This is a genomic window from Nocardioides sp. CF8 (genome assembly GCF_000389985.1).
GTDB classification, from domain to species: domain Bacteria; phylum Actinomycetota; class Actinomycetes; order Propionibacteriales; family Nocardioidaceae; genus Nocardioides; species Nocardioides allogilvus.
Map to the genome: position 1 here is coordinate 1,354,817 of NZ_CM001852.1, position 12,391 is coordinate 1,367,207.

The following is a 12,391-nucleotide window of genomic DNA, read 5'->3' on the forward strand; positions in this document are numbered from 1 at the left end:
AGCGGTCGCGACTTCGCGAGCTCAGTCGCGCTTCGGACCGCGAAGGCCTTCACTACGTTCAGGCCTTCTTGGTCTCCCAGAAAATTTCCGCGATCTCGTCGATCTTCGCGAGCAGCTCGTCGGCCTTGCCGGCGTCGAGCTCACCCTTGGTGCCGCCCGCGCCGGCCAGCTTGGTGGCCTCGTTGACGAGGGTGTGCAGCTGCGGGTACTTCTCGAAGTGCGGCGGCTTGAAGTAGTCGGTCCACAGCACCCAGAGGTGGTGCTTGACGAGCTCGGAGCGCTGCTCCTTGATCAGGACCGCGCGGGTGCGGAAGTCGGGGTCGTCGTTGTCGGCGACCTTGGCGATGATCGCCTTGATCGACTCGGCCTCGATGCGCGCCTGGGCGGGGTCGTAGACGCCGCACGGCAGGTCGCAGTGGGCGGAGACATCGATGGTGGGAGCGAAGAGCTGGGGGAACATCGCAGTCCTCTCAGGTAGGTGAGTTCTCACGTTCGCTGCGACACTACTCCGCGTGAAGGACCCAATTCATCGGGGTTCCACCCGGACGGGTGGCCGCTACGGCATGGCTGTCGTGCGCGGTCGCTCGATGGAGCCGACGCTGGGTGAGGGCGATCGCCTGGTCGTGTCGTACGGCGCCGTACCGACCGCCGGAGACCTGGTCGTGGCTCGCTTCCCGGACGGCACGGTGGCGGTGAAACGCGCCGCGGAGCGACGCTCCCACCGCTCCGCAGGGCAGGGCTGGTGGCTGCTCAGCGACAACCCCGACGAGGGAGTCGACTCCCGCCACCGGGGGCCGTTCGCGGACGACGCGGTGCTCGGCGTCGTGCGACTACGACTGTGGCCTTCCCCACGGCGGATGTGATGGTGCGTGGGACGCCGCCTGTCGCGGACCACGGCTGTGGAAGGATCGGGGCATGGAACCGGAGTCGCACCCCTTCGCCGGTGACCCCGTCTTCGACCTGCATCTCGGCGGCAAGATGGAGACCGTCTCGACCGTCGAGCTGACCGGTCGAGACGAGTTGTCACTGGCCTACACCCCCGGCGTCGCCCGCGTCTGTGAAGCAATCGCGGCAGACCCGGGCATGACCCAGCACTACACCTGGGTGCCCAACGTCGTCGCGATCGTCAGCGACGGCACCGCCGTGCTCGGCCTCGGCGACATCGGGCCCGCCGCCGCGATGCCGGTGATGGAGGGCAAGGCCGTGCTGTTCAAGCAGTTCGGCGGCGTCGACGCCGTGCCGATCTGCCTCGACACCACCGACGTCGAGGAGATCATCGAGACCGTCCAGCGGCTCGCTCCCAGCTTCGGCGGGATCAACCTCGAGGACATCTCCGCACCCCGGTGCTTCGAGATCGAGGACCGGCTCAAGGCCAGCCTCGACATCCCCGTCTTCCACGACGACCAGCACGGCACCGCCGTGGTCGCCCTGGCCGCGCTGACCAACGCGCTGCGCCTGACCGGTCGCACCCCTGAGGGCACCCGTGTCGTCATCTCCGGCGCCGGGGCTGCCGGCGTGGCCGTCGCCCGCATCCTGCTGGGTGCCGGCGTGCGCGACATCGCGGTCATCGACCGCCAGGGCGTGCTGAGCTCCACCCGCTCCGACCTCACGCCCGTGAAGGCCGCCCTCGCGAAGGAGACGGCCGACAACTTCGGTCGCAGCGGCACCCTCGCCGACGCGATGGACGGTGCGGACGTCTACATCGGCGTCTCCGGCGGCACCGTGCCCGAGGAGATCGTGGCGACGATGGCGCCCGACGCGATCATCTTCGGCCTGGCCAACCCGATGCCCGAGGTGCACCCCGACGTCGCGCACAAGTACGCCCGCGTCGTGGCCACGGGTCGCTCCGACTTCCCCAACCAGATCAACAACGTGCTGGCCTTCCCCGGGATCTTCCGCGGTGCCTTCGACGTGCACGCCACGGCGATCACCGAGAACATGAAGCTCGCCGCCGCGACCGCGCTCGCCGACCTCGTCGGCGACGACCTGGCCGAGGACCTGATCATCCCCTCGCCGTTCGATCCGCGGGTTCCCGACGCCGTACGCACGGCGGTCGCCGAGGCCGCTCGTCGCGACGGGGTCGGTCGCCTCTGAACGTGGAGTCGGGCGTCCTCGCCGAGCTGGAGCGAGGCGTACGCCGCCGCGCTGGTCTCGTCATCGGCGTGCTGCGCGACGGGGAGACGTCGGTGCGTGGGCGCACGGCCGACGGCGGGCTCCTGGACGGCCAGTCGATCTTCGAGATCGGCTCGATCACCAAGACCTTCACGTCGTTGCTGCTGGCCGACGGGGTCGTGCGGGGGGAGTGGTCGCTGGACACGCCCGTGCGTGACCTCCTGCCGGCCGGCACGACGGTGCCGTCGAGCTCCGGTGTCGAGATCACGCTCGAGCACCTGGCGACGCACACCTCGGGTCTGCCCAACGCCCCGATCCCGGTCGTCGCCGGATCCGTCGAGATGCTGCGCGGTCGCGATCCCTACGCGCGTCTCACCACTGAGGGCCTGCTCCGGGCACTGGGCGCGGCGACGCTCAAGCGCACTCCCGGCACCGGCCCGGTCCACTACTCCAACCTCGGGGTCGGCGTGCTCGGCCTCGCCCTGGCGACCGCGACCGGGCGGGCCTATGCCGACCTCGTCGTCGAGCGCATCTGTGCACCCCTCGGCCTGGTCGACACCGTGGTCGACGGCCACCTCGGTGTGGTCCAGCGGTCCCGGGTGGTGCCCGGGCATCGCGGTCGTGGCAGGCCGGCGCCGCCGTGGCCCCTTGAGGGCATGCCCGCCGCCGGCGCCCTGCGCTCGACGGCCGACGACATGCTGCGCTTCCTGGCGGCGCAGCTGGATCCCGACCACACGCCGCTGGTGACGCGATCCGGCTGACCCACGTCCTGCGCGACGACCCCAAGCTGACCATCGGCCTCGGGTGGATGCGCATCGACAAGCCGCAGCGGCTCTGGTGGCACAACGGTGGCACCGGCGGCTACCGCTCCTTCGCGGGCTTCCGGCCTGATCGGCGCGACGCCGTCGTGGTGCTGGCCAACCAGTCGCGCAGCGTCGACCTGCTCGGCATCCGGGTCCTGCGCTCGCTCGACTGACCCGCACCCGCTGGTTCGCCGAACACAGCGGTACTCCCCAGTCATCAGGTGGCTGCGGAACACCGCCATCTTCGACGCCCATTAGGGTCGGACCCATGTTCGCCGTGTACGCCGATGCCTTCTCCTCCGACGACCCGCTGTCCGGCCTCGTGGTCGGTGAGCGCCCCGACCCGACGCCCCCTGAGGGCTGGACGACGATCACCGTCAAGGCCGCAAGCCTGAACCACCACGACCTGTGGTCGTTGCGCGGGGTGGGCCTCAAGAAGGAGTCGCTGCCGATGATCCTCGGCTGCGACGCGGCCGGCCTGGACGAGGACGGCAACGAGGTCGTCGTGCACGCCGTCATCAGCGACCCCGACTGGAGCGGTGACGAGACCCTGGACCCGAGGCGCTCGCTGCTCTCGGAGCGCCACCAGGGCACGTTCGCCGACAAGGTCGTCGTGCCGCGGGCCAACGTCGTGCCCAAGCCCGCCTCGATGAGCTTCGAGGAGGCCGCGTGCCTGCCGACGGCCTGGCTGACGGCCTACCGCATGCTCTTCACCCAGGGCGGGCTGAAGGCCGGCGACACCGTGCTGGTGCAGGGTGCCGGCGGTGGCGTCGCGACTGCTCTGATCACCCTCGCCCGGGCCGGTGGGCTCAAGGTGCTGGCCACCAGCCGTGACGAGTCCAAGCGCGCCCGCGCCCTCGAGATCGGCGCCCACGAGGTCTTCGAGTCCGGGGCCCGGCTGCCCGTGAAGGTCGACGCCGCGATGGAGACCGTCGGTCGCGCGACGTGGTCGCACTCCGTGCGGTCGCTGCGCCCCGGCGGCAAGATCGTGATCAGCGGCACGACGAGCGGCCCCAACCTCGACGACGCCGAGCTGACCCGGATCTTCTTCCTGCAGCTGCAGGTCATCGGCTCCACCATGGGAACCCGCAGCGAGCTCGCATCGCTGGTCAACCTGCTCGACGCCACCGGCACCCGGCCGCTGATCGACCGCGTGCTGCCGATGGAGCAGGCTCGCGACGGGTTCGCGGCGATGGCCGAGGGGGACGTGTTCGGGAAGATCGTCCTGACCCGATGAGGACGAGCCGATGAGAACCCATGTCCTGACCGGTGCCACCTCGGGCATCGGCGCCGCCCTCGCCCGGGCGCTTGCCGAGCGCGGCGACCGGCTGGTGCTGCTGGCGCGCGGCGACGAGGCGGCGGCAGCGCTCACGGCCGACTTCTCGCAGGCACAGGTGCTGGTCGCCGACCTCGCCGACCCGGGGACGCTCAACGGTCTCGGCCGGCAGATCGACGGCCCGGTCGACTCGCTGCTGCACGTCGCGGGCGTCGTCGAGCTCAGCCCGGTGTCACGCCTTCGCCTGCACGACTGGGAGGAGCAGCTCGCCGTCAACCTGACGTCGCCGGCGGTGCTCACCCGCGAACTGCTCCCTCACCTGCGTGCGAGCCGGGGCATCGCGGTGTTCGTGAACTCGTCGGCCGGCCTCAGTGCGAGCGCCGGCTGGTCGTCGTACGCCGCGTCCAAGTTCGGCCTCCGCGCCCTGGCCGACGCGCTGCGCGCCGAGGAGTCGGAGCACGGTGTCCGTGTCACCACCGTCTACCCGAGCCGCACCGCCACGCCGATGCAGGAGAAGGTGCACGAGCAGGAGGGGAGCGCCTACGACGCGTCGCGGTGGCTCCGCGCCGAGACGGTCGTGAGCACGGTGCTGCACGTGCTCGACCTGCCTGCGGACGCGACGATCCCCGAGGTCACCGTGCGGCCGGCGCCGGCTCGAGCCTGAAGATCCGCACCCGGCGACCGCTGATGCGCTGCTGGTACTTCTCGTAGCCGCCGTAGATCGCGCGCGCACGCTCCATCACCTCGCGCACCTCGTCCGGCGACGCCGGGCGGGCCACGACCTCGACGGTGCGCTGCTGGTAGGTCACGACGGCGCGCGGGTCGGCTTCCAGGTTGAGCACCCACGCGGGGGTGCGGGGCTGGCCGAAGTTGGTGCCGAGCACGGCCAGGTCGTCACCGACGGGGACCGAGATGAGGTGGCTGGTGCGCGGCTGGCCGGACTTCCTGCCGGTGGTCGTCAGGTCCAGCACCGGCAGTCCCGCCAGCAGGCTGGGCGCGGTGTGCTGGCCGCGGGTCACGCGCAGGACGACCGCGTCGAGGTGTCGCAGCAGCTTCGAGAACACCCATGCGCCGGGTCGCGACGAGGCGAAGGCCTGGACCGCGCGCTGGAACGCGCCGGGGGAGCGGTGGTGGTAGCCGAGGTCGGTCGCGAGGCCCATGCCCGGAGCGTGCCACACCCTCAGCGTGCAGAGCGCCAGTTGATGGCGCCGACCATCAGCATCCGCAGCTGGGTGCGGGTGTCGGCCAGGATCCGCGCCTCCGCACCCGGGTCCTCGACCAGGCGCTCGGCCGTCGTGACGACGAAGGACACGATGAGGTCGGCGAGCAGGTTGAGGTGGTCGGTGGAGAACGCCTGCCCGTCGGGCAGCCGGGCGACGTCGGTGGCCAGCTCACGGCTGATGAGCTCGATCTCGTGCCGGATGGCCTCGCGCACGCGCGGGGGACCAGCCGCCCGCTCGCGCGCGATGAAGGAGTAGTGGGCGCGGTGGGCGCGCACGTGCTCGGCCAGCACCGGCAGCGAGCCGTCGATGTAGTCCTGGAACTGCGGCGAGCGGAGCCAGACCTCGCGCAACAGGCCGCGCAGCGACTCGAAGCTCTCGTCGACCAGGGCGAGACCGAGCGACTCGACGGATTCGAAGTGCCGGTAGAAGGCGGTGGGGACGATCCCGACCTCCTTGGCGACCTGGCGCAGGGAGATCGCGACGAGGCTGCTGTCCTCGGTGAGCTGGAGCGCGGCGTCGAGGATGGCGCGGCGGGTGCGCTCCTTGCGCTCGCTGCGGCTCTCGATCACCTCGACCTGTGCTGCCATGCCTGCGATCCTAGTCCAGCCGTTGGGTGGACGCATGTGCACACGGTGGTCTGGATCACGCTCGGGCCTGGTTGACCGGGAGCCCCGGGCCCGCCAGAATCTGAGTGAACACACGTTCACTCAAACTTTGGAAGGAGGCCCCGGATGGCACTCGTCACGACCCTGTTGCGGTCCCGTGCGGCCGCCGCGCTCGCCTCACCGCACGGCGTCGACCACTACCTCGAGCAGCTGAACCCGATGTGGGCCGCTCACGACGTGCGGGCGCGTGTCGTCGCCGTACACCGCGAGACGGACACGCCCGGCGCCTGCGTCGCCACCGTGACCCTGCAGCCGACCGGCACCTGGCGCGGGCACCGCGCCGGCCAGTACGTCCAGGTCGGCGTCGACCTGCCGGGCTCCGCACGCCGGATGACCCGCTGCTTCTCCATCTCCTCGGCCGCGTCGCTGCCGGGCGAGCAGATCACCCTCACCGTCCGTGCGCACGACGAGGGACAGGTCAGCAAGTTCCTCGTCCACGAGGCGCGCCCCGGCCAGATGGTGCACCTGAGCCAGGCGGCAGGGGACTTCACGCTGCACGAGAGTGCGGCCACCCCCACCAACAACCGCCTCCTGTTCATCACCGGTGGCTCCGGGATCACCCCGGCGATGTCGATCGTCCGGACCTTGTTGAGGGACGGGTACGACGACCGCGCCAACCGCAAGGTGACGTTCCTGCACTTCGCGCGCAGCGAGGCCGACCAGATCTTCGCCGCCGAGCTGGCCGAGATCGCCGCCGCCGACAACCACGTCGACGTGCACCTGCGCTACGGCGACCAGACGTTCAGCGAGTTCGAGCTGCGTCGGCTGGTGCCCGACTACCGCGGCACCGACACGTGGGTCTGCGGCCCCGGTGGGCTCGTGGACCTCGTCCAGGACGCCTACGACGGCGCGGACCGGTTGCGTGTCGAGTTCTTCAAGCCGCCGACGGTCTCCACCGGCACGGCCGAGGGTGAGGTCAGCTTCACCCGCGCGGGCACCGCCGCCGCCAACACGGGCGCGTCGCTGCTCGAGCAGGCCGAGGCGCTGGGCCTGCGCCCGGAGTTCGGCTGCCGCATGGGCATCTGCTTCTCCTGCACCGCCACCAAGACGGACGGCACCGTCCGCAACATCTTGACGGGCGAGGAATCCTCCCTGCCCGACGAAGACATCCGCATCTGCGTGAGCGCGCCCGTCGGCGACTGCTCCGTGGACCTCTGAAAGGAAGTCACATGACCACGACACTCACCCGTGACCAGCTCGACGAGTTCGGGCGCGAGCTCGACGCGATCCGCCAGCGGGTCATCGCCGACCTGGGCGAGGAGGACGCGGCCTACATCCGCGGCATCGTCAAGCGCCAGCAGCAGTTCGAGGTCGCCGGCCGCGCGCTCTTCTACGTCCCGCCGGCGTGGCCGCTCGCGGTCGCCGCGCTCTCCGTCTCCAAGATCCTGGAGAACATGGAGATCGGCCACAACGTGATGCACGGCCAGTACGACTGGATGGGCGATCCCAAGCTCAACTCGCGCATCTACGACTGGGACAACGTCTGCCCCGGCGAGCAGTGGAAGTACAGCCACAACTACATCCACCACACGTTCACCAACATCCTGGGCAAGGACCGCGACGTCGGCTACGGCATCCTGCGCATGGACGAGGACCAGCCCTGGCACCCCTACTACCTCGGCAACCCCGTCTACGCCCTCGCGCTGATGCTGTTCTTCGAATGGGGCGTCGCGATGCACGACCTCGAGGTCGAGAACCTCGTCAAGGGCACCCGTGAGTGGGAGCAGAACAAGGCCCTGCACGCGGGGATCATGCGCAAGGTCAAGCGCCAGGCGCTGAAGGACTACCTGCTGTTCCCGGCCCTGACCGGACCGCTGTTCCCGCTGACGCTGGCCGGCAACGCGAGCGCCAACCTGATCCGCAACATCTGGGCCTTCAACATCATCTTCTGCGGTCACTTCCCCGCGGGCGTCGCGACGTTCACCGAGGAGGAGTGCCTCGACATCGAGGGCCCGAACGGGCCCGAGGAGTCGCGTGGTCACTGGTACTACCGCCAGCTCCTCGGCTCGGCCAACATCTCCGGCTCCAAGCTGATGCACCTGATGAGCGGCAACCTCAGCCACCAGATCGAGCACCACCTCTTCCCGGACATCCCGGCTCGGCGCTACCCCGAGATCGCCGTCGAGGTGCGCGAGATCTGCGAGCGCTACGGCCTGGCGTACAACACGGGACCGCTGCACAAGCAGCTGTTGAGCGTCGCGAAGAAGATCGGTCGCCTGGCCCTGCCCACGCGCTCGACGTCTCAGGAACCGGCGCCGGTTGCCGAGCGTGCCGCCGCCGCGTGAGACTGGCGCCATGACGCGCTTGAGCAGGACCGAGATCCGCAAGGACGCCGTACAAGACGTCGTGGGCGCGGCTGCCACGACGGTGGGCCAGGTGACGACGATCATCACCGGGGCCGTGAAGGACGTCGCCGGGTCGCTCGGGGGCTTCGCCACGGAGCTCTTCGAGATCCGCGACGCCGCCAGGCGAGCCCAGGACGACGACGCCTGAGCGGCGCCGCCTGACACAACACGAAGAAGGAGACCGGTCGCCCTGCGACCGGTCTCCTTCTCTGTGTGTACGGGGCGTCGGCTCCGTCAGTCCTCGGGATCGTCGAGGCGAGCCAGCCAGGTGGCGAAGCGCTCGATCGGGATCTCGAACTCGGGGAACGTGTCGACGAAGACCTGCAGCTGCTCGGCGAGCCAGGCCAGGGTGACTTCCTCGTCACCCCGGCGCTTCTCGAGCTCCTCCAGACCTCGGTCCGTGAAGTACATCCGCCCCGACGGCTCTCAGTAGTCCCGGGCCGGAGCCGCGGTCGGGGCAGCGAACGCGGCGTCGAGCAGCGACTTCTGCTCCTCGACGTGGCGCTTGATCGTGCCCACCGACGGCGACGCGGACTCGGGCCGGGTGACCGGCTCGACCGTGAGGTCGAAGCCCGGCCACACGTTGAGCTGGTAGTGCGGCCACGGGCCCATGTTCTTCGGCTCGTCCTGCACCCAGCGGATCGCCTTGAGGTTGGGGTACTTGGCGATCTCGGCGGTGATCTCGTCGACCGGACGCGGGTAGAGGCACTCCACGCGGCCGATGGCGAAGGTCTCGCCGTTCTCGCGCTTGGCCCGGTCCACCATCAGGTCCCAGGTGACGCGACCCGAGCAGAGCAGCAGCGTCTCGACCTTGGCCGGGTCGGCCGTCTCGTCGCCGATGAAGGGACGGAACGTGGTGTCACCGATGAAGTCCTCGGGCTGCGAGGCCGCTTCCTTGCGCTTGAGCATCGACTTCGGCGTGAACACCACCAGCGGGCGGTGCTCCTCGCCGAGCGAGTGACGCCGCAGCAGGTGGAAGTAGGACGCAGGCGTCGACGGCTGGGCCACGACCATCGCGTCCTCGGCCGCCATGGTCAAGAAGCGCTCGATGCGCGCCGAGCTGTGGTCCGGGCCCTGGCCTTCGTAGCCGTGGGGGAGCAGGAGCACGACGCCCGACTGCTGGCGCCACTTGGTCTGGCCGGCGGAGATGAACTCGTCGATGACCGTCTGCGCGCCGTTGACGAAGTCACCGAACTGGGCCTCCCACAGCACCAGCGCATCGGGCCGGGCCACGGAGTAGCCGTACTCGAAGCCCAGGGCGGCGTACTCGGAGAGCAGGGAGTCGTAGATGTGGAACTTCGCCTGGTCCTCGGTGAGGTTGGTCAGCGGGGTCCACTCGTCGGCGTTGGTGCGGTCGATGATGGTCGCGAAGCGCTGCACGAACGTGCCGCGACGCGAGTCCTGGCCGGCGAGCCGGACCGGTCGCCCGTCCATCAGCAACGAGCCGAAGGCGAGGATCTCGCCGGTGCCCCAGTCGATCGGGCCGCTGGTGATCGCGGTCGAGCGGCGCTGGAGCTGCGGCATGACCTTGGGGTGGACGGTGAAGCCCTCGGGCGGGGTGACGTAGGAGTCCGCGATCCGCTTGAGGACGTCCTGGCTGACCGCGGTGGTGAACTCGCCGGCCGGCTTGTCGGGGTAGTCGGGGACGGTGGTCCACTCGGAGACCGCGTCGTTGCTGGCCTCGCGGACCTCGGTGAAGACCCGCTCCAGCTGCAGCTGGTAGTCCTTGAGGACCTGCTCAGCCTCCTCGACGGTGATGTCGCCACGGCCGATCAGGGACTCGGTGTAGAGCTTGCGGACCGAGCGCTTCTGCTCGATCAGGTCATACATCAGCGGCTGGGTGTACGACGGGTCGTCACCCTCGTTGTGGCCGCGACGGCGGTAGCAGACCAGGTCGATGACGACGTCCTTGTTGAACGCCTGGCGGTACTCGAAGGCGAGCCGGGCGACGCGGATGCACGCCTCCGGGTCGTCACCGTTGACGTGGAAGATCGGCGCCTGGACCATCCGCGCGACGTCGGTGCAGTAGAGCGACGAACGGGACGAGCCGGGCGAGGTGGTGAAGCCGACCTGGTTGTTCACGACGACGTGGATCGTGCCGCCGGTGCGGTAGCCGCGCAGCTGGGACAGGTTGAGCGTCTCGGCGACGACTCCCTGGCCCGCGAAGGCCGCGTCGCCGTGGACGAGCAGCGGCAGCACGGGGTACTCGGCCCCCTGGTTGAGGACGTCCTGCTTGGCGCGCGCGATGCCCTCGAGCACCGGGTCGACAGCCTCGAGGTGGGAGGGGTTGGCCGCGACGGAGACCTTGATCGTGTCGCCGAGCCCGGAGAGGAAGGTGCCCTCCGCGCCGAGGTGGTATTTCACGTCGCCGGAGCCCTGGACCGTGCGCGGGTCGATGTTGCCCTCGAACTCGCGGAAGATCTGGCTGTACTTCTTGCCCACGATGTTGGCCAGGACGTTGAGACGGCCACGGTGGGCCATCCCGATCGTGACCTCGTCGAGGCCGGCCTCGGCGGCCGCCTCGCAGATCTCGTCGAGCACGGGGATCGTGGTCTCGCCACCCTCGAGGCTGAACCGCTTCTGGCCGACGAACTTCGTCTGCAGGAAGGTCTCGAACGCCTCGGCCTGGTTGAGCTTGAGCAGGATGCGCAGCTGCTCCTCGCGCGGCGGCTTGGTGTGCGGCTGCTCGACGCGCTCCTGGATCCAGCGACGCTGCTCGGGATCCATGATGTGCATGTACTCGATGCCGACGGTGCGGCAGTAGGAGTCACGCAGGATGCCCAGCACGCTGCGCAGCTTCATGAAGCTACGGGCGCCGCCGAACTCACCGGTGGCGAACTCGCGGTCGAGGTCCCACAGCGTCAGGCCGTGCTGCTCGACCTCGAGGTCGGGGTGGCTGCGCTGCTTGTACTCCAGCGGGTCGGTGTCGGCCATCAGGTGGCCGCGCACGCGGTAGGAGTGGATCAGCTCGAGGATCCGCGCCTGCTTGCTGACGTCCTCGTCGTGGCTGGCCGAGACGTCCTGCGCCCAGCGGATGGGCTCGTAGGGGATCCGCAGCGAGCGGAAGATCTCGTCGTAGAAGCCGGCGTCGCCGAGCAGCAGCTGGTGCACGGCGCGCAGGAACTCGCCGGACTGCGCACCCTGGATGACGCGGTGGTCATAGGTCGAGGTCATCGTCATGATCCGCGAGACGGCGTTGCGGGTCAGGGTCTCCTCGGACGCACCCTGGAACTCCGGGGGGAAGTCCATGGAACCGACGCCGACGATCGCGGCCTGGCCCTGCATCAGCCGCGGCACCGAGTTGTTGGTGCCGAGCCCGCCGACGTTGGTGAGGCTGACCGTGGTGCCGGAGTAGTCCTCCATCGTCAGCTTGTTGTCCTTGGCCTTGCGCACGATCTCCTCGTACGCCGTCCAGAACTGTGCGAAGTCCATCGACTCGCAGCCCTTGATGGACGGAGCGACCAGCTGACGCGTCCCGTCGGGCTTCTGCTGGTCGATCGCCAGGCCGAGGTTGATGTGGGCCGGCGTGACCATGGTCGGCTTGCCGTTGACCTCGGCGAAGGTGTTGTTCATCGCCGGCTGCGACTTGATCGCCTTGACGATGGCGTAGCCGATGAGGTGGGTGAAGGACACCTTGCCGCCGCGGGCGCGCTTGAGGTGGTTGTTGATGACGATGCGGTTGTCCCACAGCAGCTTGACCGGGATGTTGCGCACGCTCGTCGCGGTCGGGACCGCCAGCGACAGGTCCATGTTCTTGGCGGTGGCCGCAGCGATGCCGCGCAGCACGGTGGTGGTCGGCTCGTCGCTCGCGGCAGCCGGGGCGGCGGGCTTCGGGTCCTTGGCGACCGGGGTGGAGGTGCCTGCGGCGGGCTCAGCGGCGGCGGCGGTGGGGCGCGGCTTGGCCTGGGCGGCCGGGGCCGGAGCAGCGGCGGCGGGCGCAGCGGGCGCAATGGCCGGAGCGGCGGGT

Annotated in this window: 14 protein-coding genes; 9 read left to right on the plus strand and 5 right to left on the minus strand. The window is 69.8% G+C overall.

Features of this window, described 5'->3' with window-relative positions; translation table 11 throughout:
* Positions 1 to 58 precede the first annotated feature (58 nt).
* On the minus strand, positions 59 to 460 hold the full coding sequence (gene sodN, locus CF8_RS06680; protein ID WP_010832368.1) for a superoxide dismutase, Ni: 402 nt from the start codon (positions 458 to 460) through the stop codon (positions 59 to 61).
* A 52-nt stretch (positions 461 to 512) separates the two neighbouring features.
* Here sodN and CF8_RS06685 point away from each other — a divergent pair, with 52 nt between their 5' ends.
* The 6 genes from CF8_RS06685 to CF8_RS06705 all read left to right on the plus strand — a co-directional run bounded on the left by CF8_RS06685 (position 513) and on the right by CF8_RS06705 (position 4,855).
* On the plus strand, positions 513 to 863 hold the full coding sequence (locus CF8_RS06685) for a S26 family signal peptidase (RefSeq protein WP_232211587.1): 351 nt from the start codon (positions 513 to 515) through the stop codon (positions 861 to 863).
* A 52-nt stretch (positions 864 to 915) separates the two neighbouring features.
* Entirely contained in the window at positions 916 to 2,094 is a 1,179-nt protein-coding gene (locus CF8_RS06690) for an NAD(P)-dependent malic enzyme (RefSeq protein WP_010832370.1), read from the plus strand.
* A 2-nt stretch (positions 2,095 to 2,096) separates the two neighbouring features.
* Entirely contained in the window at positions 2,097 to 2,873 is a 777-nt protein-coding gene (locus CF8_RS06695; RefSeq protein WP_010832371.1) for a serine hydrolase domain-containing protein, read from the plus strand.
* A 32-nt stretch (positions 2,874 to 2,905) separates the two neighbouring features.
* Complete coding sequence (locus tag CF8_RS23600) at positions 2,906 to 3,088, plus strand: serine hydrolase (RefSeq protein WP_332248909.1); 183 nt, start codon at positions 2,906 to 2,908, stop codon at positions 3,086 to 3,088.
* A 95-nt stretch (positions 3,089 to 3,183) separates the two neighbouring features.
* Positions 3,184 to 4,152 carry a zinc-binding dehydrogenase gene (locus CF8_RS06700; RefSeq protein ID WP_010832372.1) on the plus strand — a complete coding sequence of 323 codons (969 nt, stop codon included), beginning with the start codon at positions 3,184 to 3,186 and terminating at the stop codon, positions 4,150 to 4,152.
* 10 nt (positions 4,153 to 4,162) lie between these two features.
* Positions 4,163 to 4,855: an SDR family oxidoreductase gene (locus CF8_RS06705; RefSeq protein WP_010832373.1), complete on the plus strand. Its 693-nt coding sequence runs from the start codon at positions 4,163 to 4,165 to the stop codon at positions 4,853 to 4,855.
* Here CF8_RS06705 and CF8_RS06710 read toward each other — a convergent pair.
* Together CF8_RS06710 and CF8_RS06715 are read right to left on the minus strand one after the other, a co-directional pair.
* A complete protein-coding gene (locus tag CF8_RS06710) occupies positions 4,824 to 5,351 on the minus strand; it encodes a nitroreductase family deazaflavin-dependent oxidoreductase (RefSeq protein ID WP_010832374.1) in 528 nt (175 codons plus the stop codon). The genes CF8_RS06705 and CF8_RS06710 overlap by 32 nt on opposite strands.
* 20 nt (positions 5,352 to 5,371) lie before the next feature.
* Positions 5,372 to 6,001 carry a TetR family transcriptional regulator gene (locus CF8_RS06715; protein WP_010832375.1) on the minus strand — a complete coding sequence of 210 codons (630 nt, stop codon included), beginning with the start codon at positions 5,999 to 6,001 and terminating at the stop codon, positions 5,372 to 5,374.
* A 144-nt stretch (positions 6,002 to 6,145) separates the two neighbouring features.
* On the opposite strand from CF8_RS06715, the gene CF8_RS06720 reads away from it, so the two are divergent.
* Genes CF8_RS06720 through CF8_RS06730 form a run of 3 tightly spaced genes read left to right on the plus strand, consistent with a single transcriptional unit; the run spans position 6,146 to position 8,572 of the window.
* Positions 6,146 to 7,237 carry a ferredoxin reductase gene (locus tag CF8_RS06720; protein ID WP_010832376.1) on the plus strand — a complete coding sequence of 364 codons (1,092 nt, stop codon included), beginning with the start codon at positions 6,146 to 6,148 and terminating at the stop codon, positions 7,235 to 7,237.
* Between the two features lie 11 nt (positions 7,238 to 7,248).
* On the plus strand, positions 7,249 to 8,364 hold the full coding sequence (locus tag CF8_RS06725; RefSeq protein WP_010832377.1) for a fatty acid desaturase family protein: 1,116 nt from the start codon (positions 7,249 to 7,251) through the stop codon (positions 8,362 to 8,364).
* 10 nt (positions 8,365 to 8,374) lie between these two features.
* On the plus strand, positions 8,375 to 8,572 hold the full coding sequence (locus CF8_RS06730; RefSeq protein ID WP_036492391.1) for a hypothetical protein: 198 nt from the start codon (positions 8,375 to 8,377) through the stop codon (positions 8,570 to 8,572).
* An 86-nt stretch (positions 8,573 to 8,658) separates the two neighbouring features.
* Here CF8_RS06730 and CF8_RS22425 read toward each other — a convergent pair whose 3' ends face one another.
* Positions 8,659 to 8,835 carry a DUF6104 family protein gene (locus CF8_RS22425; protein WP_198016959.1) on the minus strand — a complete coding sequence of 59 codons (177 nt, stop codon included), beginning with the start codon at positions 8,833 to 8,835 and terminating at the stop codon, positions 8,659 to 8,661.
* A 15-nt stretch (positions 8,836 to 8,850) separates the two neighbouring features.
* Positions 8,851 to 12,391: multifunctional oxoglutarate decarboxylase/oxoglutarate dehydrogenase thiamine pyrophosphate-binding subunit/dihydrolipoyllysine-residue succinyltransferase subunit (locus CF8_RS06735; protein WP_084623022.1), on the minus strand; the 3,541-nt coding region annotated here is incomplete at its 5' end.

What these genes read in the sequence shown, in the direction of transcription:
- sodN (WP_010832368.1), bottom strand. Translation starts at nt 460, where the DNA reads ATGTTCCCCCAGCTCTTCGCTCCCACCATCGATGTCTCCGCCCACTGC.
- CF8_RS06725 (WP_010832377.1), top strand. Translation starts at nt 7,249, where the DNA reads ATGACCACGACACTCACCCGTGACCAGCTCGACGAGTTCGGGCGCGAG.
- CF8_RS06720 (WP_010832376.1), top strand. Translation starts at nt 6,146, where the DNA reads ATGGCACTCGTCACGACCCTGTTGCGGTCCCGTGCGGCCGCCGCGCTC.
- CF8_RS22425 (WP_198016959.1), bottom strand. Translation starts at nt 8,835, where the DNA reads ATGTACTTCACGGACCGAGGTCTGGAGGAGCTCGAGAAGCGCCGGGGT.
- CF8_RS06700 (WP_010832372.1), top strand. Translation starts at nt 3,184, where the DNA reads ATGTTCGCCGTGTACGCCGATGCCTTCTCCTCCGACGACCCGCTGTCC.
- CF8_RS06690 (WP_010832370.1), top strand. Translation starts at nt 916, where the DNA reads ATGGAACCGGAGTCGCACCCCTTCGCCGGTGACCCCGTCTTCGACCTG.
- CF8_RS06730 (WP_036492391.1), top strand. Translation starts at nt 8,375, where the DNA reads ATGACGCGCTTGAGCAGGACCGAGATCCGCAAGGACGCCGTACAAGAC.
- CF8_RS06715 (WP_010832375.1), bottom strand. Translation starts at nt 6,001, where the DNA reads ATGGCAGCACAGGTCGAGGTGATCGAGAGCCGCAGCGAGCGCAAGGAG.
- CF8_RS06705 (WP_010832373.1), top strand. Translation starts at nt 4,163, where the DNA reads ATGAGAACCCATGTCCTGACCGGTGCCACCTCGGGCATCGGCGCCGCC.
- CF8_RS06710 (WP_010832374.1), bottom strand. Translation starts at nt 5,351, where the DNA reads ATGGGCCTCGCGACCGACCTCGGCTACCACCACCGCTCCCCCGGCGCG.